27 protein-coding genes are annotated in these 26,977 nt (G+C 51.1%); 26 read left to right on the top strand and 1 reads right to left on the bottom strand.

Going from position 1 to position 26,977, the window contains the following annotated elements; all coding sequences use genetic code 11:
* The first annotated feature begins 53 nt into the window (after positions 1 to 53).
* The 3 genes from WKI47_RS01180 to WKI47_RS01190 are packed head-to-tail and all read left to right on the top strand — an operon-like array spanning position 54 to position 2,943.
* Positions 54 to 2,222, top strand: coding sequence for a hypothetical protein (locus WKI47_RS01180; protein WP_340225348.1), 2,169 nt, complete (start codon positions 54 to 56; stop codon positions 2,220 to 2,222).
* Positions 2,219 to 2,518: an EscU/YscU/HrcU family type III secretion system export apparatus switch protein gene (locus tag WKI47_RS01185; RefSeq protein ID WP_340225349.1), complete on the top strand. Its 300-nt coding sequence runs from the start codon at positions 2,219 to 2,221 to the stop codon at positions 2,516 to 2,518. The genes WKI47_RS01180 and WKI47_RS01185 overlap by 4 nt, the downstream gene beginning before the upstream one ends.
* Positions 2,515 to 2,943: a YraN family protein gene (locus tag WKI47_RS01190; RefSeq protein WP_340225350.1), complete on the top strand. Its 429-nt coding sequence runs from the start codon at positions 2,515 to 2,517 to the stop codon at positions 2,941 to 2,943. The genes WKI47_RS01185 and WKI47_RS01190 overlap by 4 nt, the downstream gene beginning before the upstream one ends.
* An 81-nt stretch (positions 2,944 to 3,024) precedes the next feature.
* Here the strand turns inward: WKI47_RS01190 and WKI47_RS01195 are convergent, their stop codons facing one another.
* Positions 3,025 to 4,602: a YifB family Mg chelatase-like AAA ATPase gene (locus tag WKI47_RS01195; protein WP_340225351.1), complete on the bottom strand. Its 1,578-nt coding sequence runs from the start codon at positions 4,600 to 4,602 to the stop codon at positions 3,025 to 3,027.
* Between the two features lie 252 nt (positions 4,603 to 4,854).
* Here WKI47_RS01195 and WKI47_RS01200 point away from each other — a divergent pair, with 252 nt between their 5' ends.
* The 23 genes from WKI47_RS01200 to WKI47_RS01310 all read left to right on the top strand — a co-directional run bounded on the left by WKI47_RS01200 (position 4,855) and on the right by WKI47_RS01310 (position 26,916).
* A complete protein-coding gene (locus WKI47_RS01200; protein WP_340225352.1) occupies positions 4,855 to 5,322 on the top strand; it encodes a MarR family transcriptional regulator in 468 nt (155 codons plus the stop codon).
* Positions 5,323 to 5,571: 249 nt separating this feature from the next.
* Complete coding sequence (gene sucC, locus WKI47_RS01205; RefSeq protein ID WP_340225353.1) at positions 5,572 to 6,729, top strand: ADP-forming succinate--CoA ligase subunit beta; 1,158 nt, start codon at positions 5,572 to 5,574, stop codon at positions 6,727 to 6,729.
* Between the two features lie 50 nt (positions 6,730 to 6,779).
* On the top strand, positions 6,780 to 7,709 hold the full coding sequence (gene sucD / locus WKI47_RS01210; RefSeq protein WP_340225354.1) for a succinate--CoA ligase subunit alpha: 930 nt from the start codon (positions 6,780 to 6,782) through the stop codon (positions 7,707 to 7,709).
* A 150-nt stretch (positions 7,710 to 7,859) separates the two neighbouring features.
* Positions 7,860 to 8,987: a DNA-processing protein DprA gene (gene dprA / locus WKI47_RS01215; protein WP_340225355.1), complete on the top strand. Its 1,128-nt coding sequence runs from the start codon at positions 7,860 to 7,862 to the stop codon at positions 8,985 to 8,987.
* Positions 8,988 to 9,082: 95 nt separating this feature from the next.
* The gene (gene topA, locus WKI47_RS01220) at positions 9,083 to 11,182 is read left to right on the top strand and encodes a type I DNA topoisomerase (RefSeq protein WP_340225356.1); all 2,100 of its coding nucleotides are present in this window, start codon (positions 9,083 to 9,085) and stop codon (positions 11,180 to 11,182) included.
* 20 nt (positions 11,183 to 11,202) lie between these two features.
* Positions 11,203 to 12,552 carry an FADH(2)-oxidizing methylenetetrahydrofolate--tRNA-(uracil(54)-C(5))-methyltransferase TrmFO gene (gene trmFO, locus WKI47_RS01225; RefSeq protein WP_340225357.1) on the top strand — a complete coding sequence of 450 codons (1,350 nt, stop codon included), beginning with the start codon at positions 11,203 to 11,205 and terminating at the stop codon, positions 12,550 to 12,552.
* 27 nt (positions 12,553 to 12,579) lie between these two features.
* On the top strand, positions 12,580 to 13,119 hold the full coding sequence (gene hslV / locus WKI47_RS01230) for an ATP-dependent protease subunit HslV (RefSeq protein ID WP_340225358.1): 540 nt from the start codon (positions 12,580 to 12,582) through the stop codon (positions 13,117 to 13,119).
* Between the two features lie 75 nt (positions 13,120 to 13,194).
* Entirely contained in the window at positions 13,195 to 14,604 is a 1,410-nt protein-coding gene (hslU, locus tag WKI47_RS01235) for an ATP-dependent protease ATPase subunit HslU (RefSeq protein ID WP_340225359.1), read from the top strand.
* A 368-nt stretch (positions 14,605 to 14,972) separates the two neighbouring features.
* Positions 14,973 to 15,380 (top strand): flagellar basal body rod protein FlgB, encoded by a 408-nt coding sequence (gene flgB, locus WKI47_RS01240; protein WP_340225360.1) that lies wholly within the window; start codon positions 14,973 to 14,975, stop codon positions 15,378 to 15,380.
* A gap of 2 nt (positions 15,381 to 15,382) precedes the next feature.
* Positions 15,383 to 15,835: a flagellar basal body rod protein FlgC gene (gene flgC / locus WKI47_RS01245; protein WP_340225361.1), complete on the top strand. Its 453-nt coding sequence runs from the start codon at positions 15,383 to 15,385 to the stop codon at positions 15,833 to 15,835.
* Between the two features lie 87 nt (positions 15,836 to 15,922).
* The gene (gene fliE, locus WKI47_RS01250) at positions 15,923 to 16,234 is read left to right on the top strand and encodes a flagellar hook-basal body complex protein FliE (RefSeq protein WP_340225363.1); all 312 of its coding nucleotides are present in this window, start codon (positions 15,923 to 15,925) and stop codon (positions 16,232 to 16,234) included.
* A 43-nt stretch (positions 16,235 to 16,277) separates the two neighbouring features.
* Positions 16,278 to 17,867 (top strand): flagellar basal-body MS-ring/collar protein FliF, encoded by a 1,590-nt coding sequence (gene fliF / locus WKI47_RS01255; protein ID WP_340225364.1) that lies wholly within the window; start codon positions 16,278 to 16,280, stop codon positions 17,865 to 17,867.
* A gap of 12 nt (positions 17,868 to 17,879) precedes the next feature.
* Positions 17,880 to 18,896 carry a flagellar motor switch protein FliG gene (fliG, locus tag WKI47_RS01260; protein ID WP_037282380.1) on the top strand — a complete coding sequence of 339 codons (1,017 nt, stop codon included), beginning with the start codon at positions 17,880 to 17,882 and terminating at the stop codon, positions 18,894 to 18,896.
* Positions 18,889 to 19,710, top strand: a complete 822-nt coding sequence (locus tag WKI47_RS01265; RefSeq protein ID WP_340225365.1) for a FliH/SctL family protein — start codon at positions 18,889 to 18,891, stop codon at positions 19,708 to 19,710. Before fliG ends, WKI47_RS01265 begins: the two co-directional genes overlap by 8 nt.
* Before the next feature lie 234 nt (positions 19,711 to 19,944).
* Complete coding sequence (fliI, locus tag WKI47_RS01270) at positions 19,945 to 21,264, top strand: flagellar protein export ATPase FliI (protein ID WP_340225366.1); 1,320 nt, start codon at positions 19,945 to 19,947, stop codon at positions 21,262 to 21,264.
* A gap of 8 nt (positions 21,265 to 21,272) precedes the next feature.
* On the top strand, positions 21,273 to 21,719 hold the full coding sequence (fliJ, locus tag WKI47_RS01275) for a flagellar export protein FliJ (protein WP_340225367.1): 447 nt from the start codon (positions 21,273 to 21,275) through the stop codon (positions 21,717 to 21,719).
* A gap of 41 nt (positions 21,720 to 21,760) precedes the next feature.
* Positions 21,761 to 22,723: a kinesin gene (locus WKI47_RS01280; RefSeq protein ID WP_340225368.1), complete on the top strand. Its 963-nt coding sequence runs from the start codon at positions 21,761 to 21,763 to the stop codon at positions 22,721 to 22,723.
* A gap of 32 nt (positions 22,724 to 22,755) precedes the next feature.
* Positions 22,756 to 24,150, top strand: a complete 1,395-nt coding sequence (locus WKI47_RS01285) for a flagellar hook-length control protein FliK (protein WP_340225369.1) — start codon at positions 22,756 to 22,758, stop codon at positions 24,148 to 24,150.
* A gap of 23 nt (positions 24,151 to 24,173) precedes the next feature.
* The gene (locus WKI47_RS01290) at positions 24,174 to 24,794 is read left to right on the top strand and encodes a flagellar hook capping FlgD N-terminal domain-containing protein (protein WP_340225370.1); all 621 of its coding nucleotides are present in this window, start codon (positions 24,174 to 24,176) and stop codon (positions 24,792 to 24,794) included.
* A complete protein-coding gene (locus WKI47_RS01295; protein ID WP_340225371.1) occupies positions 24,791 to 25,165 on the top strand; it encodes a TIGR02530 family flagellar biosynthesis protein in 375 nt (124 codons plus the stop codon). Before WKI47_RS01290 ends, WKI47_RS01295 begins: the two co-directional genes overlap by 4 nt.
* Positions 25,166 to 25,332: 167 nt before the next feature.
* Entirely contained in the window at positions 25,333 to 26,157 is an 825-nt protein-coding gene (flgG, locus tag WKI47_RS01300) for a flagellar basal body rod protein FlgG (RefSeq protein WP_340225372.1), read from the top strand.
* A 70-nt stretch (positions 26,158 to 26,227) separates the two neighbouring features.
* Entirely contained in the window at positions 26,228 to 26,452 is a 225-nt protein-coding gene (locus tag WKI47_RS01305; RefSeq protein WP_037282365.1) for a flagellar FlbD family protein, read from the top strand.
* On the top strand, positions 26,452 to 26,916 hold the full coding sequence (locus tag WKI47_RS01310; RefSeq protein ID WP_340225373.1) for a flagellar basal body-associated FliL family protein: 465 nt from the start codon (positions 26,452 to 26,454) through the stop codon (positions 26,914 to 26,916). Before WKI47_RS01305 ends, WKI47_RS01310 begins: the two co-directional genes overlap by 1 nt.
* Positions 26,917 to 26,977 lie beyond the last annotated feature (61 nt).

The raw sequence follows: 26,977 nt of genomic DNA on the forward strand, positions 1-26,977 counted from the left end.
GTCATAGTAGTCGTGACTTGTTTCGAATAGCAGTACGTAGAGAGGTGAGCGAGATGAACATCGGTTCGTTGTTTAAAAGCATCATGGGAGACGCCAAGCCGGGCGAAGCCAAACAAGTCGATCTGCGTGCCGGGCAAGTAGTCAGAGGCGTCGTCCAGTCGGTATCGGAAGATGGCAAGGAAGCGGTTGTTCAGATCCAGGGCGTGAAAGTCAATGCGAAGCTTGAGACGCCGTTGCAGGCCGGACAGACGGCTTTTATGGAAGTCCAGCCTGCCGCCGAAGACGGTTCGATCGTGATGAAGCCTGTCGCGGCTCCTCCGGGTGCCGCTGCGGGTGCCCAGTCAATGGAAGATACAATGAAGCAGCTGGGAATGCCGGATAATAAACAAAACCGCGAGATGGTTCGGATGATGCAGCAGGCAGAGATTCCGATGACCAAGGAGAATGCGGCCGAAGTGCGCAATATGCTCGCACAAAAGCCCGCTTCGGTTGATGCCCAGCAATGGGTGCGCTCGATTGGCATTTTGCAGCAAAGAGGGTTGCCGATCACATCGCAGAGCGTATCGGGCATGCAGCAAGCTGTGTTCGGTGCTCCTGCTTCTACCGTGCTGCAAAATTTGGGGCAGCAGGTTGCGGCGGCGCTTGCGCAGCTGGGCGAAGGAGCAGGTGAAGAAGCTGCTGTACCTGGTCGCGGATTAAATGCTGCGCAGCCAGGAGTTGCTTCAGCACAAAACACTGCTGGGAATGCCGGGGGCGTGGCAGCCAACGGACAAAACCCGGCCGGGAATACGACAGCCGGAACGATCAATACTTCTGCTCCGAATGCGGGAGCGGCAGTGACTACAAACTCCGCAGAAGATGGAAATCCGGCACAGATGCGTACCGCTGCGCAGACAGCCGCGAGCGCGAATTCGGCTGTTGGAGAGTCAGCGGTACCCGATGCTGCGCAAACGGCAAATGCCGCCAAAGCGGCGGAGCGTACAAATTCTGCTACAGGCACGACAGGGGCTAATCAAGCGCCGACAGGAAACGCGGCACAGCAGGCTTCGCAAGGACAAACGCCGACTGCTGTGCAAGCAGAAACAGCTGGCCGGAATGCAGGAACAGCTGGCGCTACGGGGTTGCCACAAACGGATGTCGCTCTGCTTCGCAAGGTGCAAACACTGCTCGGCGAACTGCGAACGGCTGCTGCGGGCAGCACGGAGACAGCCAATATTGCGGCTCAGAATGGTCAAGCGGCTTCGCAGGCAGATGGAGCAGATGCTGGGCCTTGGGTAGGTCGGTTGCTCAAAATGCTTGGTGCCGAACATGAACAACAGACTGCCCGCTCTACATTGCTTAATGCGCCGTCTTCCGCACCGACGCAAGCGGCGAATGCCCCATTGCCGCAGTCTGCACAACCTGCGACTCAGTCTCCGCCTGCCGGACAGACGGCAGCGCAAGCTCAACAGACTTCGGCGGCGACACAGGCGCAGCAAGGAAATTCGGCTAATACGGCCTCCGCAGCCGCCGCTGCAACAAACGCAGATGCCCGTCCTGAAGTGTCTGCTGCTGTTCGAAATGCCGCCGAGCAAGCGCTCCGTGCGGTTCAGGGCGAAACCGGGCGTCCGGATGGAGCAGCAACAGCGGATAGCCGAGCCGCTGCCCAAGCACCTGCGGCCCATCAGTCCGTCGCCGAAGTACGCGAGACGCTGAAGTCCTTGTTGTTGCAGTTATCCGCTTCCGATTCGCTGCCCGCCGGTCTGAAGGAAGCGGCGCAGCAGGCGGTTCAGCAAATGACCGGACAACAACTGCTGCTGAACACTGACCGTACAGCACCTTTTGCCCAAGTCACCATGTTCCTTCCGTTTGTCGGCCCGGATGGCAACCAGACGGCCTCTGTACAGATCGAATCCCGTCGAGGAGCCAAAGGAGAACTGGATGCGTCCAACTGCCGTCTATGGTTCGACCTGGATATGAAGTCGATGGGACGTACCTTGATCGATGTGCAGGTGGTGGATCGTAAAGTCAGCCTGAATTTCCGCAACGACGAAGAATGGGTACGACCTTTGCTAGAAGCAGGACAACCTCAAATTGCTTCGGCATTTGAAGCGGCAGGTTACCAATTGTTGGCTTTGCGTACAGACGCTTTGCCTGAACGCAATATGGAAAGCAATGGAGAGTCCGGAACGTCGCTGTCGTATGCTCCGCCTTCGTACCGGGGAGTGGACGTGAAAATATGAAAGAACCCAAAGCAGAAGAAACCGCACGTAAACGTGCAGTCGCGCTCAAATATACGCCGGAACAGATGTCCGCTCCAGTCGTGGTAGCAAAAGGCAGCGGCAGTATCGCCGAAGCCATTCTGGCGCGGGCTCAAGACGCCGGTGTTCCTATTCAGGAAGATGCCGCTTTGGTCGAAGTGTTGTCAAAGTTGGATCTGGATCAACAAATCCCGGCGGAGCTGTATGGACTTGTCGCCGAGCTGCTTTCCTTCGTGTATCGCAGCGATCGCGAAGCCGGGAGGCGTAAAGGGCTATGAATGAACCGTCAAAAGCAAAGCCGTCCACAACGCGGGGCGGCTCCGCTATACATAAGAATACAGCGGCTCCCCATCGTAAAGATAAAGGTAGAGCCGCCGAAGAAGCGGCAGCTTCTTATTTGGAACAAGCAGGTTGGCTTATTGTCGAACGCAACTGGAGCTGTCGTTCCGGGGAACTGGATATCGTTGCTGAAAAGGGAGAAACCCTATTGTTCGTAGAGGTACGGAGTCGGAGCGGAATCGGATACGGAATGCCTGCCGAGTCGATCGACGGACGCAAGATTCAACAGGTAAGGCGAACCGCCGAAGTTTATCTGCACCGCTTTGGCATCTCGGATCGGCAGATTCGCTTTGATGCTGTTGCCGTTATGCTGGGGCGCAATTTGGAGATTCGGTCGTTGGAACATATCGAAGATGCGTTTTAGTCGGATAAAGTTACGTTAGACTTTCTCGACACGTTGAGGAGCTGTCCTTCAGATGGACAGCTCCTGTTTATGTATATTCGTCTATTCCCGCATTCTGCGATCCATCTGTCGGTATTGCAGGGCCTCCGCAATATGTTCGGTGCGAATCTCATTCGAATCTTCCAGGTCGGCAATGGTCAAAGCCAGTTTCAAAATGCGATCCCGCGAGCGCATGCTCAGTCCCAAAGCGCCGATGGCCGTGTCCAGTAATAGTTGTGCTTCGCGCCCGGGATTGGCATGTTTACGCAGCAGTGCCCCGCTTAATTGACTGTTGCACTCCACGTTCTTCAATGCCCCATAACGTGCTTTTTGACGTTTAGACGCAAAAAGGACTCGTTCGCGAAGGTCGGCAGACGAAGATCCCGGACGGATAAGATCGCCCGGAGGAGGTTGCGGAACTTCAACTTGCATGTCGATCCGATCAAGCAGTGGGCCGGAAATCCGGCTGCGATAGCGTAAAATGGCTGAGGGTGAGCAGGAACAGGTGGATTGGCCGTTCTCGTCGTGTCCCCCACCGCAGGGACAAGGGTTCATGGAGCAAGCCAGCATGAAATGGGCGGGAAAAGTGAAAGCTGCCCGTGCGCGACTGATCGTCACCGTTCGGTCTTCAAGAGGTTGCCGTAAGACTTCCAGCGCACCGCGCGAAAATTCCGGCAGTTCATCCAGGAACAGTACGCCTCTGTGAGCCAGGCTTACCTCGCCGGGTCTTGGGATCGAACCTCCGCCTGCCAGTCCCGAAGGGGAGATCGTATGATGCGGGGCACGAAACGGGCGGCGCCGTACAAGTCCGTGTCTGACATTATTCAGTCGCCCGGCAGCGCTAAGGATTTTGGTGGCTTCTAGCGCTTCGTTTTCGGAAAGGTTGGTCATGATGCCGGGGAGACGCTTGATCAGCATCGTTTTTCCCGTACCGGGAGGTCCGGAGAGCAGAATGTTATGCATACCGGCCGCTGCAATCATTAGCGCTCGCTTGGCGTGCTCTTGACCCAATACATCCGCATAATCGCCATCGGCTTCGGAAAAAAGGGTTGGTTTTTCGGACTTGTCTTGCGTATATCGGAGGCCATCAGCATCGAATGCGTAACGTTTTTCTTTTCCGGCAGACAATTCTTCGCGCTGTGCCTCTGGCACCAACATGCGCAGATGAGGCAGCGAGTAGACGGTCAATCCCTCTAGCAACGAAGCTTCGTCTGCATTGGCGGAAGAGATTAGAATCGCATTAAATCCTTGCCTGCGCGCGCAATCGGCCATAGCCAGTACACCCGGAACCGGACGCAAAGAGCCATCCAGCGAAAGTTCGCCGACCGCGACCAATCGGCTGCCTTCCGGCAATGCGAGCTGTCCGTCCGTCAGTAAAATGCCAAGCGCGATAGCCAAATCCAGCGAGGAACCTTCTTTGCGCAAGTCAGCAGGAGCCAGATTGATCGTGACGCGTCGGCTGGGAAAACGAAACCCGCAATTTTTGAGTGCGGCCTTGACGCGATCGGTCGATTCGCGAATCGCGGAGTCGGGCAAACCGATGATCGTGGTTTGAGGGAGTCCGTTGGTAATATCGACTTCGACTTCCACGATGACACCATTTACGCCGTATAAGCAGGCGCTATAACTTTTTCCATACATAATTAAACACACCTCTTTTTCTTAAATAGCGGAGAATCCGCAAGACCGAAAAAGGGTGCTTCCTCTTTTTCCGAACCATTTAACTACATGTACTTTTATTCTAAACGTAACATTTCGAAAGTCAAGATACGCCCCATGCAAGGTTTTTCATAAAATTCGACCCAAACGTATTTACAACAATCAAATTTAATGCGATTATGTTTGTAAGCGATTTTCGGAAAAAACCAGTAGTTAACGGGAGGAGTGCGCAGAATGGGCAAAGTCAATGAATATCCGCAGCTTCAGTTGGACAATATGCTGTGCTTCTCGATTTATGCCAGCTCGCGCGAGATCACGAAGATGTACCAGCCCTATTTGGAACAATTGGGCGTAACCTACTCGCAGTATCTCGTATTGATTGTTTTATGGGAGCAGGACGAACGGACAGTGAAAGAGTTGGGCGAAGAGTTGTTCCTGGATTCGGGAACCCTGACGCCCCTGCTCAAAAGATTGGAAAACGCAGGGCTGGTCGAGCGCAACCGTTCTACCGAGGACGAGCGTAAAGTCTTCATTTCGTTGACGGACAAAGGGCGCGAGCTGCAAGATCAGGCGGCGCATATTCCGGAATGCATGGCGCGTGATCTGCGTATGGATGTGCCGGAGTTTGTGGAACTGCTGGGCAGATTCCAAAACTTGTTGGCGCGCGCGCATGACGTCAACGTAAATTCTTCGGGCAAATAAATCGCATAGCGTGATGACCTTTACAAAAAAACCGGCAGCCGGAGCGCTGCCGGTTTTTTTGTCGGAACTTAATTCGGATACTGCCGCGATCGTTTTTTGCATACGGAAATTTGTCGAAAAAAGCGGAATAGTTCGAATTTTAAGAAAGCGTTTCAATTTTGTTTACTAGTCGTGCTATAATGGTTGAGGTTGTACTTTTCTGCCTGGCAACCCGCCTGGTGCGAGCCAATTTGATAGGAGGATTCACGAATGAATATCCATGAATATCAAGGCAAAGAAGTTTTGCAGCAGTACGGAGTAACCGTGCCTCGCGGCAAGGTAGCGTTTAGCGCGGCGGAAGCCGTAGACGCGGCCCGCGAACTCGGAACTCCGATCGTCGTCGTAAAGGCGCAGATCCATGCGGGCGGACGCGGCAAGGCCGGAGGGGTCAAAGTGGCCAAAAGCCTGGATGAAGTACGTACCTATGCCGAAGAGTTGATTGGCAAGGTGCTCGTTACCCATCAGACCGGCCCGGAAGGCAAGGAAATCAAGCGGCTTCTGATCGAAGAAGGCTGCGATATCAAGAAAGAATATTATGTGGGTGTCGTCGTGGATCGGGGAACCGGTAGCGTCGTGCTGATGGCCTCGGAAGAAGGCGGAACGGAGATCGAGGAAGTCGCGGCCGCAACACCCGAAAAGATTTTCCGCGAAGTGGTCGATCCAGCCGTAGGACTCCAGCCGTTCCAGGCTCGCCGTCTGGCTTACGCGATCAATATTCCGAAGGAACTGGTCAATAAAGCGGCGAAGTTCATGTTGGCTTTGTATGAAGCGTTCGTGGACAAGGACTGCTCGATTGCCGAGATCAATCCGCTTGTCGTAACCGGTAGCGGGGATGTTATTGCACTTGACGCCAAGCTGAATTTTGACTCGAATTCGTTGTTCCGTCACAAGGATATTTTGGCGCTTCGCGACCTCGACGAAGAGGACGAGAAGGAAATTGCCGCGTCAAAATTCGATCTGAGCTATATTGCCCTCGATGGCAATATTGGCTGTATGGTCAATGGTGCGGGTCTGGCGATGGCAACGATGGATATCATCAAATACTATGGCGGCGAACCCGCTAACTTCCTGGACGTAGGGGGCGGTGCGACGAAGGAGAAGGTTACAGAAGCCTTCAAGATCATCTTGTCCGACCCGGAAGTTAAAGGGATCTTTATCAACATCTTCGGTGGAATCATGCGTTGTGACGTTATCGCGGACGGTGTAGTCGAAGCGGCCAAGCAGATCAAGTTGGAAAAACCGCTCGTTGTACGTCTCGAAGGCACGAACGTCGATCTCGGCAAAAAGATTCTGAACGAGTCGGGACTCAATATCGTGTCGGCAGACTCGATGGCCGATGGCGCAAAACGAATCGTAGAGCTGGTATAACCGCGGCGTAAGTTTCACAAACTGACTTTAAACGGAGGATGTGGACGGGCATGAGTATTCTGGTGGATAAAAATACAAAAGTCATTACGCAGGGGATTACAGGCGAGACGGGGCTTTTCCATACGAAAGGTGCCTTGGAGTACGGTACGCAGATGGTAGGCGGCGTAACTCCCGGTAAAGGCGGCACTGACGTTGAAATCACGCTGGAGAACGGCAATTCGGTCAAGCTTCCGGTGTTCAACACGGTCAATGATGCGGTTCAAGCGACAGGTGCAACGGCGAGCGTCATCTACGTACCGCCGGCATTTGCCGCAGATTCCATCATGGAAGCGATCGACGCCGAACTTGAACTGGTGATCTGTATCACGGAAGGCATTCCGGTACTCGACATGGTCAAGGTTAAGCGTTATCTGGAGGGCAAAAAGACGGTTCTGATCGGACCGAACTGCCCGGGCGTGATTACGCCGGAAGCATGCAAGATCGGCATTATGCCGGGGTACATCCATAAAGCGGGCAAAGTGGGTGTTGTTTCCCGCAGCGGAACGCTTACTTATGAAGCCGTACACCAGTTGACAACGCGCGGCATCGGTCAATCGACAGCAGTCGGTATCGGTGGTGACCCGGTCAAAGGTTCGGAGTTTATCGATATTCTGAAATTGTTCAATGAAGACGAAGGTACGCAGGCGGTAGTGATGATTGGTGAGATCGGCGGTACGGCAGAGGAAGAAGCAGCCGAGTGGATCAAAGCCAATATGACCAAACCTGTTGTTGGCTTCATTGGCGGTGCTACAGCTCCTCCGGGCAAACGGATGGGCCACGCCGGCGCTATCATTTCGGGCGGTAAAGGCACAGCTGCGGAGAAAATCGCCAAGCTGGAGGAATGCGGCATTCGCGTTGCTCCGACTCCGGCTGAAATGGGTGCGACCCTCGTGGCTGTACTTGAAGAGCGCGGTGTGCTCGAAACGTTTACGGCAGGTTGATTCGTAGACGGTTTTCTGGCACAATGAGAGAAGTTTAATCTATAGCTGAACGGAACCAAGGCAAGCAGCCTTTCTTTCCCCAACAGGGAAGAAGGGCTGCTTTTTGTGTTTTTCGAACAGTTAAGGAAAGTTGGGAGAGGTGAAGCGGCAATGAAGCAAGAATGTTCGCCGGAAGAGCTATGGGTTATGGCTTTGCATGAGACGGCGGGAATCGGTTGGCAGAGTATATACGCATTGATGAGAATCGTTTGGCATAAAGGGATTCCTTTTGATGAACTTTTCCGGATTCCCGAGCAGACCTGGCTGGCACTCGGTGCACAAGCCAAGCAGGCAAAAGTAGCAGGCAATATTCGAATTGAGGAAGCGCGTGAGCGTCTTGGACGACTTCGGCAACGGGGGATTGAACCGATATCTTACTTTGATGAAGAATATCCTACTTTAATGAAGGAATCCGCCAAACCGCCCTGGATGCTTTATACGATCGGACGCCGGGAATTGCTGCATGATTTCAGTATTGCGATCGTGGGAACGAGAGCGCCTACCGCTTATGGACGCGTGATTTGCGAACGGGTAGCCGGTACTCTGGCGGAAAACGGAGTTTGCCTCGTCAGCGGTATGGCACGGGGCATCGATGGCTATACGCACCGTGAAGCACTGCGTCGGGGCGGCGCAACCATTGCGGTGCTTGGCGCAGGCGTTGATGTTGCATACCCGCCCGAACATAATCATTTACACCGGGAGATCGCGGAGCAAGGGCTGATCGTTTCCGAATTTCCTCCAGGCACACGTCCTTCCCCCGGACTATTCCCGCTGCGTAACCGAATCATTGCCGGGTTGTCCAGAGGCGTGCTGATTGTCGAAGCGGCAGAGAAAAGCGGTTCGTTGATTACAGCCGATTATGCGCTTGATTGTGGCCGAGACGTTTTTGCTGTGCCGGGACCCGTAACTTCGCCCAAAAGTTTGGGAACTTTGCAATTGATCAAAAACGGAGCAAAACCCTGCGCGGATGCAAATGACATTTTGGAAGAGTATACGCATCTGTTCGTTCCGTCTGCGCCAAGCGCCGAAAAAAAAGAGAACCATGAAAAATTGACAAAAGAGGAGCGGAAGATATACGTTATATTGGAGCAAGGGGATGCGAGTATCGATGAGCTTCAGCGGAAGACATCCTGGGATTTTGGACTTTTACATTCCGTTCTGCTATCGTTAGTCATAAAAAGTCAGGTGAAATCGCTCTCCGGCGCTGTATATGCGTGGATCGGGGAGCCGGTCCGCTGACCTCATCCTTTATTGAAGCAACTGAAGAATCGGCACGGTGCAGGGCAAGGGGCCCGGAAAGCCGCGCTTGCACAACTCGAGAGGAGGACGAACCTATGGCGGATTCGCTCGTCATCGTGGAATCGCCTGCAAAGGCTAAAACGATCGGCAAATACTTAGGCAGCAAATTTATCGTCAAAGCATCAATGGGGCATATTCGGGATCTGCCGAAAAGCCAGATCGGTGTTGATGTGGAAAACGAATTTAATCCGAAATACATTACCATCCGCGGAAAAGGCTCTATCCTGAAAGAACTTAAGGATGCCAGCAAGAAAGTCAAAAAAGTCTATCTCGCGGCCGACCCCGATCGCGAAGGGGAAGCAATCGCTTGGCATTTGGCTCATGCGCTCGACATTGATAACGTACAGGATTGTCGCGTCGTATTTAACGAGATTACGAAGCAGGCCGTTAAAGATGCGTTCAAGACGCCGCGTCCGATCAATATGGATCTGGTTAACGCGCAACAGGCACGTCGCATTCTCGACCGTCTGGTTGGATACAAGATTAGCCCGTTGCTTTGGAAAAAAGTTAAAAAGGGACTGTCTGCGGGCCGTGTACAATCCGTTGCAGTCAAGCTGATCATCGATCGGGAAAACGAAATTTCCGAGTTTGTTCCGGAAGAGTATTGGAGTATCACGGCTCGCCTGGCGGTCAAAGGCAACGACTTCGAAGCCAAATTCCATCAGCTGAACGGTGCCAAAAAGGAACTTCATAGCGAGCAGGATGTCAAAGAAGTGCTGGCCGCTTTCGAAGGAAAGGATTTTGTTGTAGGCGAAGTTAAGGAGAAAGAACGCCAGCGCCATCCGTCCCCTCCCTTTACGACAAGCTCACTGCAACAGGAGGCCGCGCGTAAGCTGAACTTCAGAGCGGCCAAAACGATGTCGGTCGCCCAGCAGCTTTATGAAGGTATCGACCTCGGCAAAGAAGGTACGGTCGGTCTGATCACGTATATGCGTACCGACTCCACGCGGATCGCAGGCAGCGCGCAGGAAGAAGCGAAAGCTTTTATCGGCGAACGTTACGGTGCGGAATTTGCTCCTGAAACGCCGCGTCAATATTCGAAAAAATCGGCCGGCGCCCAAGACGCGCACGAAGCGGTTCGTCCGACTTCGATCTCCCGCGATCCTGAATCCGTCAAAGCATTCATGAGCCGTGACCAGTTCCGCTTGTACAAGCTGGTCTGGGAACGCTTTGTCGCTAGCCAGATGTCTTCTGCCGTGCTGGATACGCTGTCGGTCGATATTGCCGCAGGCGATGCGACATTCCGCGCCGTCGGCTCGAAAGTGCGTTTCCAGGGCTTTATGAAAGTCTATGTGGAAGGCAACGACGACGGTAGCGTGGAAGAAGACAAGTTCCTCCCGGCACTTGCCAAAGGGGATCAGCTGGAGCGCAAAGAGATCGAGCCGAAGCAGCATTTCACGCAGCCGCCTCCCCGTTATACGGAAGCACGGCTGGTCAAAACGTTGGAAGAGCTCGGAATCGGACGCCCGAGTACGTATGCGCCGACGCTGGAAACGATTCAAAAACGCGGCTACGTCGCGATTGAAGAGAAAAAATTCGTTCCGACGGAGCTTGGCGAGCTGATCAACGAGCAAATGGAAGAATTTTTCCCGGAGATTCTCAATGCCGAGTTTACCGCCCAGATGGAAGCAAACCTTGACCATGTGGAAGAAGGCGACGAACAGTGGGTACGCGTGCTTCAGGAGTTCTACGGAACGTTCGAAAAACGGCTTGAGTTCGCGGAAGAGGAAATGAAGGAGATCGAAATCCAGGACGAAGTCTCGGATGAGGTTTGCGACAAATGCGGCAAGCCTATGGTTTACAAAATGGGACGCTTCGGCAAGTTCCTGGCATGTTCGGGCTTCCCGGACTGCCGGAATACTCGCCCGATCGTCAAAAATATCGGCGTGACCTGTCCGAAATGCAAAGAAGGGCATGTTGTCGAACGCCGCAGCAAAAAAGGACGCGTCTTCTACGGCTGCGACCAGTATCCGGAATGCGACTTTGTATCGTGGGACCGTCCGTCCGCAAAGCCTTGTCCGGTATGCTCTTCGTTGATGGTCGAGAAGCGCAGCAAGCAGGGAACGAAGCTGCAATGTACATCATGCGATCATACGGAAGTGCTTGAAGACAACGAAGATACAGCGGAAGCATAAAGCAATAGGGGGAACATGAAGTGGGTAACAATGAAAGTTCGAACACACAGCGAGTAACCGTAATCGGTGCGGGATTGGCGGGAAGCGAGGCGGCTTGGCAGATTGCAAGCCGCGGCGTTCCGGTCACCCTTTACGAGATGCGTCCCAAAGTAAAAACACCGGCTCACCATACGTCTTATTTCGCGGAATTGGTATGCAGCAACTCGCTGCGGGCTAACGGATTTACAGGTGCTGTAGGCGTATTGAAAGAAGAAATGCGCAGACTGGATTCGCTGGTGATCGGCAAAGCGGACGCTAGCGCGGTTCCCGCAGGCGGTGCTTTGGCGGTTGACCGCGATCTGTTCTCCGGTGGTATTACGCAGGCGCTCAAAGAGCATCCGCTTGTGGACGTTCGCGAAGAAGAAGTAACGGAGATTCCTGAAGACGGCATTACGGTCATCGCGACAGGACCTTTGACTTCTCCGGCACTTTCCGCGCAAATCAAAAGCTTCATGGGCGAAGAGTATTTCTACTTTTATGATGCGGCGGCTCCGATCATCGAGAAAGATTCGATCGATATGGATAAAGTATATCTGGCTTCCCGTTACGACAAAGGAGAAGCGGCATACCTGAACTGCCCAATGACCGAAGAGGAATTTGATCGCTTCTATGAGGCGTTGATCGCGGCGGAAAAAGCGGAACTTAAAGAATTTGAAAAAGAAATCTATTTTGAAGGCTGTATGCCGATCGAAGTCATGATGCAGCGCGGACGCCAAACCGCCTTGTTCGGACCGATGAAGCCTGTCGGTTTGCCTGATCCGCGCACGGGCAAAATTCCTTTCGCTGTCGTGCAACTTCGTCAGGACAATGCGGCGGGAACGCTCTACAACTTGGTCGGATTCCAGACGCACTTGAAGTGGGGCGAGCAAAAGCGCGTGTTCCAGATGATCCCAGGCCTTGAGAATGTGGACATCGTTCGCTACGGAGTCATGCACCGCAACACGTTCATCAATTCGCCGAGATTGCTTGAGCCGACCTACCAATGCAAAGCCCGTCCTAACCTGTTCTTTGCGGGTCAGATGACCGGCGTTGAAGGATATGTGGAATCGGCTGCTTCCGGCCTGATTGCCGGAATCAATGCAGCGCATCAAGCATTGGGACGCGAGCAGATCATATTCCCGGAAGAAACGACTCTCGGAGGCATGGCTCGTTATATTACGGAAGCCGACCCGGATCATTTCCAACCGATGAACGCGAACTTCGGCCTGCTGCCGAAACCGGAGAAAAAGATTCGCAATAAAAAAGAAAAGAACGAAGCTTTGGCGATGCGAGCGCTCGATAAGCTGGCGGCTTTCACGGAAGAACATTCGTTGAACGCTGTTCGCAATTAATTGCACAACCCGAATAGGAGGATCACGATGGAAATTTCGTTTCACGCGACGACCATTTGCGCGGTGCGCAAAAACGGCAAGGCGGCTATAGCTGGCGACGGCCAGGTTACGATGGGACAAAATGTCATCATGAAACAACATGCCAAAAAGGTACGCAGATTGTACCGTGGGCAGATTCTTGCCGGATTTGCAGGTTCCGTAGGCGATGCGATTACGTTGTTCGAGAAATTCGAGGCCAAGCTGGAAGAGCACCAAGGCAATTTGCAACGTGCCGCCGTCGAACTGGTCAAAGAATGGCGCACGGATCAAATGCTGCGTAAACTCGAAGCTTTGATGATTGTAATGGACAAAGACGGTATGCTGCTGATCTCCGGTAACGGGGAAATCATCGAACCGGACGATGATATTATCGCGATTGGTTCAGGCGGTAACTTTGCTTTGTCGGCTGCACGCGCGCTGAAGCGTCATGCGGAACTCGATGCGAAAGAGATCGCCGAGGCGTCACTGAAGATTGCGGCCGAGATTTGTGTGTACACGAACGACAACATTATCGTCGAAGAACTTTAATGCCAATTACGGCGGTACTTAAACGAGCGGACTTGATGCGTTTGGGTGCGCGCCCTAGAAGTGGAGGGTACATGCATGAAAAACGAAGCCCTGACACCGCGGGAAATCGTAGCGGAACTGGACAAGTACATCGTCGGACAGAAAAAGGCAAAGCGTTCGGTTGCCGTTGCTCTGCGCAATCGTTATCGTCGTAGCTTGCTGCCCGAAGAAACAAGGGATGAAGTGGCACCGAAGAATATTTTGATGATCGGGCCTACGGGCGTCGGTAAAACAGAAATCGCACGTCGCTTGGCGAAGCTTGTCGGAGCGCCTTTTATCAAAGTCGAGGCTACCAAGTTTACCGAAGTCGGCTATGTGGGTCGCGACGTCGAATCCATGGTGCGTGACTTGGTCGAAACTTCGATCCGTATGGTGAAAGCGGAGCGTACGGAGAAGGTGAAGGACCGCGCGGAAGAAATGGCAAACGAACGTATCGTTGAAATTTTAGTACCGGCCGCAAAATCTTCTTCCGCGCAACGGAATCCTTTTGAAATGCTGTTCGGCGGCCAGTCGAAAGCTACGCCGGAGCCCGAGCCGGAAAAGACCCGATACGAAGAAGGTTCGCTCAGCGAACGCCGGCGCCAGGTCCGCTTCAATTTGTTGTCCGGCAAGCTGGAAGATGATATCATCGAGATCGACGTTGAAGATGCTATGCCTAACATGTTCGATATGCTGGCCGGACAAGGCAATGATCAGATGGGAATGAACATTCAGGAAATGCTGGGCAACTTCATGCCAAAGCGCACGAAGCGCCGCAAATTGCCGATTCGCGAAGCGCGCAAAGCACTGACTCAGGAAGAGGCTTCGAAGCTGATTGACATGGATGATGTCAATCAGGAGGCTGTACGCCGAGCTGAGCAAGCCGGAATCATTTTCATCGACGAAATCGACAAGGTGGCGGGCAGCGGCCGCGGACACGGTCCTGACGTATCCAGAGAAGGCGTGCAACGGGATATCCTTCCTATTGTTGAAGGTTCCACGATCGTAACCAAATACGGACCGGTGAAGACCGATTATATCCTGTTTATGGCTGCGGGAGCTTTCCATGTTTCCAAGCCTTCCGATTTGATTCCCGAACTTCAGGGACGCTTCCCGATTCGGGTGGAGTTGGAGAGTTTGACGCTGGAAGACTTCATCGCTATTCTGACCGAGCCTCAGAATGCGTTGACCAAACAATACGTGGACCTGCTCAAAACAGAAAATATCGAAATCGGATTTTCCGAAGAAGCCATTCACGAGATTGCAAGCATTGCGGCGTCGGTGAACCAGAACACGGAAAATATCGGTGCGCGTCGCCTGCATACCATTTTGGAAAAACTTTTGGAAGATCTTTCTTTTGAAGCGCCAGAACTGAATTTGGATCAGATGACGATTACGCCGGAATACGTTCGCGAAAAGTTGGGCGATATCGCAAAAGATCGTGATTTGAGTCAATATATTTTGTAGAGGCGACTTTTTGTTAAACTGGAAAAAAAGAGGGAGAAAAAGTCTGGAGTTTGGGTTAATGAATGAAAGCCTATTCAATTTTGACATTAAATCAACGCTTTTCCTCTGACTATCGAAATAAGAAAAAGCCCTGTCTTCCAACTAGGTAAAGATAGGGCTTTTTTCTCATTGTTTTATAGGTCCAACTCTAAGAAACTTAGGTTAGACGTAATAGAGATGGATAGGTTGATTTTTATTCCAATTGTTGGGATGCGGAAAGTCTTTTCAACAATTTATAGGCATGACTAAAAAAAACAATAGTTTAGTCGAATTTAATTTTGTATAATTTATAAAGTGCACAAGGCTTATTAACTAAGGGAGTGGAATCGATGAATATTTTGAACGATACCGGCTTTAATCGTCTGCGCAGCGCGATCGACGCATCCAACACCAGACAACAAGTTATTTCCAACAATATCGCCAATGCGGATACGCCTTACTTCAAGCGTTCGGAAGTATCCTTCGAAAGCCTGCTTCAGTCGGAGATGAACGGTGTAAGTTCGATTAAGGGACGAATTACCAATTCCCGGCATATTGCCATCGGTTCTGCAGGATCTATCCCTACAGCCAAAGTGACCAGCGACAACAGCACCGCAATGAACAATAACAAGAACAACGTAGACATCGATAGCGAAATGAGTAGCTTGGCCGAAAATCAACTGCGTTACAACACGTATCTCGAAGAAGTCACTCACCAAATCAAAATGATGCGCACAGCGCTGGGAGGCAATGCATAACCATGAGAATCAGCAACGGATTTGACGTCAGTGCTTCCGCTCTTACAGCGCAACGGTTGCGGATGGACATCATCTCGTCGAACATCGCGAACGCCGATACGACAAGAGCGCAGGTCGTGAACGGCGAAGTACAGCCTTACCGCCGCAAGGTTGCCGTTTTGTCCGAAAATAATCAAACGCCGTTTTCTCAAACGCTTAACGCGGCGATGAACGGAAAAAGCTCGGCCAGCGGAGTGAAAGTGACCGGGATCAAAGAAGATCAGGAGCCTTTCAAGCTGGTGTACAATCCGACTCATCCTGACGCGAACGCGGACGGTTACGTGCAAATGCCAAACGTGGATATCGCCAAAGAAATGGTAGACATGATTTCGGCTACGCGTTCCTACGAAGCCAACGTTACGGCGTTGAATGCGACCAAGGCGATGATCACAAAAGCGCTGCAAATCGGTAAATAACCACAAATGACCGTCAGTTAAAAGCCGAACGGGAAAAATCAACATCATGCGGGCGTTTTGGCGTCCCTATCGGAAAGGAAGATCGCAATGATTCAAAACCATATGTTTAACCCGGTTCAAATCGCTAACCGTGCCGTTTCTTCTACGCAGGAATCACCTTCTACCACTCCGAACGAGGCTATACAGGGTTTTGGTCAATACTTGCAAGATGCGATTCAAGGCGTTTCGGACATGGAAAAAACAGCCGATCAAACCGGGAAACAATTCATGCTTGGACAAGCGAGTGTTGACCAGGTCATGATTACTTCCGAACAAGCGTTGTTGGGTCTTCAATTGACTTCGCAAGTCAGAAACAAAGTCATCGAAGCTTATCAAGAGATCATGCGTACACAACTGTAATCGTACAACCTTTAAGTATAATGCTGCGTAGTGGGGTGAAACTGTGAATGAAAGACTAACCCGAATAAGGGATTCGCTCTTGGGTTACTGGAATCGGCTTAGCAAAACTCAAAAGGCCCTGCTGGTATCGACCGTTGCAATTACGCTGCTGACGATTGTAATTCTGACCATGCAGTTTTCCAAGACGGAATATGAAGTGGCTTTTCAGGATTTGAACGGGGAAGATGCGGCGGCTACCATGGCATACCTGGATGGTGCCAGTATTCCGTATAAGTTGAGCGAAGATGGCAAAAGCATCTCCGTGCCAAGTACGAATGCTGCGCGGGCTCGCGTGGATGTAGCGGCACAGGGTATTATCCAAAGTGGATCGATCGGGTTCAATAAAATGTTTGGCACGACGACATCGGCGCTCGGGATGACCGAGAACGAATTCAATGTCAAGTACAAAAGCGCGTTGAACGGCGAAATCGAATCTTTATTAAAATTGATGAACGGCGTAGAAAGCGCAAGAGTCCTCGTCAATCTTCCTGAAGAAAGCTTGTTCGCTAATAGCGAAGATCAAGATCAGGCTTCCGCTTCGGTCGTGATGAACTTCCAACCGGGCTTCCGGCCGACACAAGACGTTATTGACGGTTATTTCAATATCGTGAAAAGTTCGGTGCCCAATCTTCCGATTGATAACATTACGATTACCAGCGATAACACGATATTGTATGCTTCCAATGCGGGTAGCGGTTTTGGCGCGGGAGCGGCAGGTTCCATTCAAGATAACTTGGCGATTCAACGCAAATACGAGAGCGATATCGAAAAAAGCGTGAAGATGTTCCTCGGCACGATCGTAGGGGCGGATAAAGTCAACGTTCTCGTCGCTTCCAAGCTCAACTTTGACCAGGTTAACGCCAATGAAACTACCTACTCACCGGTCGACGTCGACAATATGCGCGGGATTGAAATCAGCGTGCAGGATATTCAAGAAAGCTATACGGGTGCGGGTGATCCCACTAGCGGAGTAGCTGGAACAGGTACGGAAGCCGTACCTACTTATCCAGGAGACACCACGACGGGTCAGACCACTTCGGAAAACTCGAATAAGATTGTTAACTATCAAGTCAACCAAATTACCAAGCAAATTGTACAAAGCCCTTATATTGTAAAAGACTTAACCATAAACGTGGCAATTGAACCACCTGATGGTGAAACGACTCTTAATCAGGATATCGAAGGGAATATTACCAGTATTTTAAGAAACATCGTTTCCGCTTCTCTTGCCGATTCGGGTGTTACTTATACTGACGCGCAACTGGGTCAAAAAGTTCTGGTTATGTCGTCAACTCCTTCCACCGAAACCGCTGCAACCGACACCGGAATCTCCCGCGTGTTGCTATGGAGCATCATCGGCGGCCTGGCTGCCTTGCTTGCGGTCGCGATCTTCCTGGTTGTACGCCGCAGAAGAAAAAATCGCGAAGAAGAATTGCTCGAAGAAATGGAGCTGCCGACACCGGCGGAGATGCCGTCCATCAACCTCGATACGGTCAGCGGAGAAAGCCAAATGCGAAAACAGCTTGAATCGCTCGCCAAAAAGAAACCGGATGAGTTCGTCAATCTGCTGCGCACATGGTTAGCCGATGAATAGGAGTGAAGAAGTGTGGCTAAAGCAAGCGCGCAAACACTGAGCGGAAGACAGAAAGCGGCGATCCTGCTGATCTCGCTCGGTCCGGAAGTTTCGGCTCAAATTTTCAAACATTTGCGGGATGAAGAAATTGAGCAACTCACGCTTGAAATCGCAAATGTAAGAAAAGTGGATAGTTCGGAAAAGGATTCGGTCCTTGCCGAATTCCATCAGATTTGTTTGGCACAAGAATACATCTCACAAGGCGGTATCAACTACGCTAAAGATATCCTTCAAAAAGCGCTTGGTGAGCAAAAGGCATTGGAAGTTATCAATCGCTTGACCGCAACGCTTCAAGTACGTCCGTTCGACTTCGCACGTAAAGCTGACCCAAGCCAAATTCTGAACTTTATTCAGAACGAGAACGCGCAAACGATCGCACTCGTACTTTCATACTTACAGTTCGAACAGGCCTCAATCATTCTTTCTTCGCTTCCTCAGGAGAAACAAGCCGAAGTGGCTAGGCGGATTGCCATGATGGATAGCACTTCACCAGAAGTCATTGCTCAAGTCGAGCGTGTGCTGGAACAGAAGCTTTCTTCTACGGTCACTCAAGACTTTGCAACCGCAGGCGGTATCGAGTCTATCGTATCTATACTGAACGGCGTAGACCGAGGAACGGAACGCACCATTCTCGATTCGCTTGAAATCCAGGACCCTGAATTGGCGGAAGAAATCAAAAAAAGAATGTTCGTATTCGAAGATATCGTCAATATCGACGACCGTTCGATTCAACGGATTATCCGCGATGTCGAAAATGCCGATCTTCAGCTCGCACTCAAAGTTGCAAGCGAAGAGGTTCGCGAAGTGGTATTCAAAAACATGTCCAAACGTATGGCTGATACCTTCCGCGAGGAAATGGAATTTATGGGACCGGTTCGGCTGCGTGACGTCGAAGAAGCACAAACTCGCATCGTGACCATTATCCGTAAGCTTGAAGAAGCGGGTGAGATCATCATCGCACGTGGTGGAGGAGATGATATCATTGTCTAACCTCATTAAATCTTCGCAATATGTGCCCAAAGAAGACTTTGTCAAACTGGATTTGCATCGGCACTATGCTTCGCAACAGCCGCATAGCGAGGGTGAAGAAGCTTCCCTTTTGCCGGTTGCCGATCAACATACGGTTATCCTGAAGGATGAAATGATTCGCGATGCGAAAGAATTCGCGGAGCTTCAGATTCGGGATGCGGCGCAGCAGGCTGAGCAGATGCTTGCTGAAGCGCAGCAGCAGATCGAAATGTGGTGGCAGGAAAGACGCGAGCAGGATGAAAACCTTGTAGAAGCGGTGAAGACGCAGGCGTTCCGCGAAGGTTATGAGGAAGGCAAGGCACAGGCTGAAGCAGAACTCGCTGTTCGAATGCAGGAAGCTGCGGAAGAGGCCCAAGCCTTGATCCAGGAGGCTATTCAAAGCAAAGGCGATATCATTCAGGAGTCTGAACCTTTCCTGGTTGAGCTTAGTTCGGCAATTGCGGAAAAAGTCATTGATCGAAAGCTGGCCGATGACGAGGAACTGACACTCAGCTTGATTCGCCAAACGCTATCGCGCAAAAGAGAGCAAGGAACGATTACGCTCTGCGTAGCACCTTCGCAATTTTCATTGATAAACTCAGCGCGCGAAGAGCTTGCTATGTCGATCGATTCGCAAGCCGAGCTGCAAATCCTTCCCGACGCTACTGTGCGGGATCGCGGCTGCGTTATTCGCTCGAACTTTGGCAGCGTGGATGCGAGAATCGATACTCAATTGGCAGAGATCAAGCGCGAGTTGCTCAGACTTGCTTTGCATGAAGAAACGACAGGTAGTTAAAAGGAAGAAAATCTATCCATTTTTACGTTTTGCAAGCCGATTGTGATCCAATCTGACTGAGATCTCGTAGATGAGGTTAAGACGACTTCCTAGTCGGAATTTTAGCCTATAGGAATTGAGGTAGGTTGCCGGGTTTTTTATCATTCAGGAAATAGCACTTTTTAGCCTTAGCGGGGGTTTTATAACCGTGTAGAATAGCAATTGTAAAGCGAACGACGGCATGGAGGTGGCGGAATGAGAGAAATTTTGGTCGACAAATACTTGGACCAACTCAGGCAGATCGATCCGATTCGAGTCAATGGCAAAGTGACCCAGGTCATTGGGCTGATGGTTGAATCGGAAGGTCCGGATGCAAGCATCGGCGAGGTTTGCTACATTTACCCGACCAAAACAGCTCCTCCGCTACAGGCTGAAGTCGTCGGATTTCGGGAAAATAAAGTACTGCTGATGCCGTTAGGCGAATTGCAGTCGATCGGCCCGGGATGCGACGTTGTCGGCACAGGCAAACCTCTTACCGTACAAGTCGGTTCGGAGCTTTTGGGAAAAGTGCTGGACGGTCTTGGACGACCGCTTGACGGTTCCATGCTTCCTGCGAGGATGGCCCATGCTTCTACCTTCAATATTCCGAGTAATCCGCTGCAACGTCCGAGAGTACACGAACCCATCAACGTCGGTGTTCGGGCGATCGACGGACTGCTGACAATCGGCAAAGGACAACGGGTTGGTATTTTCGCCGGCTCCGGTGTGGGTAAAAGTACATTAATGGGGATGATTGCCAGAAACACTTCGGCAGACATCAACGTGATCGCTCTTGTCGGCGAACGGGGCCGCGAGGTGCTCGACTTTATTGAACGGGATCTGGGCCCGGAAGGCTTGGCAAGATCAGTCGTCATTGTGGCTACATCCGATCAGCCGGCATTGGTTCGGATCAAGGCCGCCTTGATAGCGACAAGCATTGCCGAATATTACCGGGACCGTGGAATGAACGTGATGATGATGATGGACTCGGTAACGCGCTTTGCGATGGCTCAGCGCGAAGTCGGGTTGGCGGTAGGAGAACCCCCGGCAATGAGAGGGTATACGCCTTCTGTATTCGCTACTCTTCCCAAATTGCTTGAACGGGCCGGAACAGGACCTACAGGTTCCATCACCGCGTTTTACACAGTGCTGGTGGACGGCGATGACATGAATGAACCCATCGCGGATGCGGTTCGGGGAATTCTGGACGGACACATCGTGTTGAATCGCGGAATCGCGAACCGGGGACATTTTCCGGCAATCGACGTTCTCGCAAGCATCAGCCGGGTCATGAAAGACATTTCGCCAGAGATTCAAACCGATGCTGCCAACAACTTGAAGCGACTGCTGTCGGTGTACAAAGAGTCTGAAGACCTGATCAACATCGGCGCCTATCAACGAGGATCGAGCGCAGAGATTGACGAGGCCATTGAGAACATCCAACGCATTTGGGATTTTACGAAGCAAAAGGTGGACGAAAAAACAACGCTGGATGAAACGATTGAACGTTTAATCCAAGAATTTTCAAGGAGTTGACCTGAGAGATGTTAAAATTCAATTACTCATTTCAAAAAGTCGTGGATCTGAAAACCAGTGAAAAAAATCATGCAGAAATGCACCTCTCCTCGGCGATAGGTCAACTCAATGCCGAAGAACAGACGCTGGGCAGACTATTTTCGGATAAGAGTTCGTTGGCAGACTCTATTCAAGAACAGACTGCAGGCGCCGTCTCGGCCCTCCAGCTTCAACAAATGCAGGATTATGTGAATTATATTGATCAATGTATCTTGCAAAAACGTCAAGATATTCAAACTGCGCAAGTAAAAGTCGAAGAAAAGAAAGAGAAGCTTACGACAAAAATGCTGGATGAAAAAGTATGGCTGCAGGCGCGTGGCAAAGCATTCGAATCTTTTGAAAAGGAAGAAATGCTTCGTGAGCAAAACGAACTTGATGAGATGGCAACTGTTCGTTTCGCCTCCCGTGCCCACTAAATACAAAAGTGCGGCAGAACGCGTAAAAGGAGGTTCAACGCATGGCAAAAACCGGAGCGGAGGCCGAAGTCAATCTGGAAGAAGAATCGTCAGGGAGTAAAGCAGGCAGAATCTTGTTGTTCGCCGCCCCTGTACTGTTCGCAGTCGTGCTGGTCGGGGTGCTTTTGACTCTAATGAATCCGACAGTGCGCAACTCCGTGTTGGAGACTGCCAATCAAATTCCTGTCGTTGGTCCGATGCTGCCAAAGCCGACCTATACGCCGGAACAACAGGCCCAGAGACAAGAAGAGAAACAAGCCGCCAGTGCCGAAGCGACAATCAATCAGTTGAAGACTCAGCTGGAGCAGAAAAATACCGAGTTGAAAACTGCGCAAAAGGCTCAGGTCGATACGCAAACCAAAGCCGACGCTTTGCAAAAGCAGTTGGACGACGCGAAAGCGCAGCAGGAGCAGACGGCGGCCGCAGCTGCTGCCGAACCGGCTAAAGATCCCGGACCGAGTCAACAAGTAAAGCAGCTTGCGCAAACGTATGGCTCGATGAGCGCGAGTAAAGCAGCTCCGATTCTGGAAACGTTGACCGATGAAGAGATTGCGATGATCCTCGGTGCAATGAGCACGGAACAACGTTCGGCAATCATGCAAAAAATGACGGCCGATAAAGCAGCGAAAGTATCGATCATGTTGAAGTCCGCGACATCTGCCGAAGCACTTGAAACGGCAGCCAACAAAGCGCGCGCCGCCGCAGACAGCGCGGAACAACCCGCTCAAACCGCGACTTCCACGACAGGCTCGCTGAATCAAGATCAACTCAGCCAAACGTTTTCTTCAATGGATGCCGCAAGTGCAGCAACATTGTTGATCCAAATGGCCAAAACCAATCAAGCAAAGGTGTTGACCATTTTGAAATCCGTAGACGATTCGACACGCTCGAATATCTTGTCGCAAATGGCAAGTACAGATAGCGAAACCGCTGCTTCCCTGGCTAACAAATTGATCGGCGGTTAACGCCAACTTGAGAGGAGGTGAACAATTAGAAAATGGGAATGACGATTCCAGGAATGACAGTAGGATCAGCAGCACCTGCAACAAGCGGTGGCGGTAAAGCTTCAGTTGCAAGCACAATCGGCGCAGCGGCTGTATTCGGTCAATCCCTTCAACAGCTGATGGGCGGTGCAACAACAGGCAGCAATGCCGGCGAGGCAAGCGAAACCCCAACGAATCCTTTATTGGCTGCGTTGCAACAATTGATTGCAGCAGCGGGACAAGCGTCCGGCGATGAAGGTTCACAAGGTGGCGAGGAAGCCGAAAAGCTGGATGCGAAAGTTGAAGAATTGCTGGATCAGTTGGACGTTTTGGATGGACAGTTGACGGAAAATCCGGAATTGATGCCTATGCTTCAAAGTTGGATTCAGCAAGCTCAGGTTGTACTGAATGCACAATCGCAAGGTGAAAATGCACAGGGGGAAGGACAACAAGCTACTGCGAACGCAGTGGAAACATTGGCCTCCAATCCGGCAACACTCAAATTCGCTTTGCAGGATACCGTAACACAGTTGATCGATATGCAGAAATCCAGTCAAACGGCACCGGAAGTAAAAGCACAAGCCCAACAGGTTCTGGCGGCGCTTGAACAGACCGTTGAAAACAGCGTGAAAACGAACAGCGCCAAGCAGACTTCCGTGCAAGCTAACGAAGCGATCCAAATTCAAGACGACGCGCAGCAGGTTGTCAAAAGCGATCAGAACGCGAAGCCGGCAACGGAAGCTCAAGCCAAGAGTTCGGAGCAAACCATCGTATCTTCAAAAGCGCAGACCCAGCAGCAAAACGGAGCAGGCACACAGCAAGAGGATAGGCAGAACGAAGAAGCACCGCAGGAATTCAAAACGCAAGGAACGATTACAGCAGGCGAGTTGGCGCTTAGAAGTAATGGAACAACTCCTGCAAAGCCTGTTGAAGCCGTCCCTGTACATCGGATGGCTCAAGAAGTTGAGAAATTGGTTGTAGACCGTTTGGAAATTTTGCAAAAGCAAGGCTTCACCGAAGCGAAAATCTCGCTGACGCCAGATCATCTGGGTAAAGTGGATATTCGGATCACGATGCACGCTGGACAACTTATCGCCCACTTCGTGACGGAACATGCCGCTGCAAAAGATATGTTGGAACAGCAGATGGTACAACTTCGGGGATCGCTTCAAGGCCAAGGCTTAACGGTTGAAAGACTTGAAGTTACGCAAAGCTCTTCGTTGCAATCCCAAATGGACCAGAACGGCGGGCAGCAAGGCAACGGGCAACAACAAGGACGGCGTTCGCGTTCCAGAGAAGAAGGCAATGACGATGCAAGGCTGACGGCGGAGCTTGGCGAAGAACTCGGCGAATGGTTGAGACAGAAGACCGCTGCACAAGCCGGAAGCTCGTTTATCGCAGAAGCTTAATTCACAGACAGGAGGTTACCTTTTTGACAGATAGCAACGTTTCGACATCGAACATTTGGCCGAACTATTCGACGCAAAACGTACAGAAGGCTGCGGCAAAAACATCGACAGATTCCGCCACGATGGGCAAAGAGCAGTTCTTGACCATCTTGATCGCACAGCTTAAAAATCAGGACCCGCTGGCACCGATGGATAACTCGCAATTTACCGCACAGATGGCACAGTTCTCTTCCTTGGAACAATTGATGAACATGTCTACTCAATTGACGCAAATGAATTCTTCGATGGGAACGGCTTCCCAATTGATCGGCCAGAAAATTACTTGGTACGATTCGGAAACCAAAAATTATCTGACGGGCAATGTAGCCTCGGTTCTTCAAAAGGATGGCAAGATGTATGCGGCAGTAGGAGAATATCTGGTTCCGACTTCAGATATTACCATGGTTGAACCGGCAGGAGCATCCGAAACGCCAACAACGGGCACAGTACCGAATGCTGAAACGGCAACAGAAACAGCGAAGAGTGAAACAAACACAGATGCCGCTGCTCAACAAGCACAGACATCCGGAACACAAACTTCCGAATCCTCTACAGAGGAGGCAGCCGGTACAAGTGAATCCGGTACTGACGGAGGTGTAAAATGAATGACCCGATTCGCGTAGGCCAGCTATACCCGGCGAAAATCCCACCGGTTGCTTCGCGGAATCAAACAGCATCAGTAGCTGGAAAAGAAAGTTTCCAAACTGTTCTTGAAGAAAAACTACTGAAGTTTAGCGGGCATGCTTCGAAAAGACTTGAACAAAGAGGAATCCAGTTCGACTCCGAACAACTTCGCAAACTGGGTAGTGCAATCGACAAGGCTGCTGCAAAAGGTTCCAAAGAATCGCTTGTCCTGATGCAAGATATGGCTTTGATCGTTAACGTCCGTAACCGTACGGTTGTTACAGCGGTCGACGGAGGCTCGATGAAGGATAATGTATTCACCCAAATCGACAGTGCCGTCATTGTTTCCTAGTTTCACCGGCCGGACCGATAGGAAGCCGGATTACCGCCGAACGCATGACGCGGTAAAAAATAGCACTTTATAGCTGGGACTTTTTCTACCAAAGAAAGTAAAATGTAATTAAGTCAAACAACGCAAATCAATTCAAAAATGTGCGAAACCATAGGAGGAATCATTTAATGTTGAGATCCATGTATTCGGGCGTGTCGGGTATGAAAGGCTTCCAAACGAAGTTGGACGTTATCGGTAACAATATCGCCAACGTGAACACGACCGGATTCAAGTCTTCCCGCGTGATGTTCAAAGATATTCTCAGCCAAACGTCGGCAGGCGCAACAGCTCCTACAGACGAGAGAGGCGGCGCGAATGCCAAGCAAATCGGTTTGGGCGTATCGATCGGCTCGATCGACACCCTTCATTTGGCAGGTAGCGCAATGACGACGAATAACCCTACAGACCTTCGGATCGACGGTAACGGATTCTTCGCGGTAGCCTTGACGGCAGACGCCGAGGGCGGAAATATATTTTTGACAAGAGCCGGGGACTTCCATGTTGACGGTGCGGGGAACCTGGTGAATTCCGACGGAATGTTTGTTCTCAATACTGGCGGAGGAGCTATTACTGTACCTCAAGGTTCTTCCTTCTCGATCGGCAGCGACGGAGTGGTAACGATGAGAGATGCTGAAGGCGAAGTCACGACAGATAACCAGATTGCACGAGTTGTCGTACCTAACCCTGAAGGCTTGGAGAAAGCCGGAGGCAACTTGTATCGTGTGGGCCAAAATGCTATGGGACCTGATGCAGAGGAACTGGATTTAACGGCAGAAGGTGAACTTAACGTAGCCGCAGGAAGCATCGTAGCCGGCCAGCTCGAAATGTCGAACGTCGATCTGACCGATCAATTCACCGAGATGATCACCGCTCAACGCGGCTTCCAAGCTAACTCCAGAATCATCACCACATCTGACGAAGTGCTGCAAGAAGTTGTCAACCTGAAACGTTAATCCGGATTACTAGCGGCGGGAAAGCGGCTTAAACAAGTCGCTTTCCCGCCAGCTTTACGGGAGGAAAACCATGATTCCAGTCACTCGTTTAAACGGTTCGCCTCTGTGGCTTAACGCGCTGCAGATCGAGTTAGTCGAGGAAACGCCGGATACTTACGTCACACTGGTTAACGGCAAGCGTATGATCGTGCTGGAAAAGGCCGCCGACGTCGTCAAGCTGATGACCGAATATTATGCCACAATCGGCCTGCACAGCGCTTCGATCAAAGTGCAGAATACGGGGGAAGAAGAATAATGAAAAAACTTTTACCATGGATCATTACGATGTTCCTGGCGATTACGTTAATCGTAGTGGCTGTATTCCTGGTACTGGGCAACAACAAGGATACAGCAAATGCAGCAGGGGAAAAAGAAGAAGTCAAGCAGGAAAAAAAGCTTAGCGCCAAAGAAATCGTAGCTGTCAGCTCCGACATCACAGGCATCAAAACAAACTTGTCGGACCCTTCCTATGTCGTACAAATGGACTTCTCGGTTCAGCTTAGCGATTCCAAAGTCAAAGCCGAATTTGATGAAATCAAGGAAATTACGATCAAGCCGATTATCTTGATGACACTCGCCGACACGACGCCGGAAGCCTTGAGCACCGCAAAAGGAAAAACGCAGCTCAATACAAAGCTTAAAAATCTCATCAACAAAGCAATGCCGGAAGGCGAAGTCGTGAGTGTAAGTATTACAAACTTTATCTTGGCGGCGATGTAACAGGCTTTTGCTTCTAGATTTACCGAGTGAGTTCAGGGCCGTGCCTGCTGGGACGGCCCTG

This window comes from Saccharibacillus sacchari (genome assembly GCF_037722395.1).
In the GTDB taxonomy this organism is placed as follows: Bacteria; Bacillota; Bacilli; order Paenibacillales; family Paenibacillaceae; genus Saccharibacillus; species Saccharibacillus sacchari_A.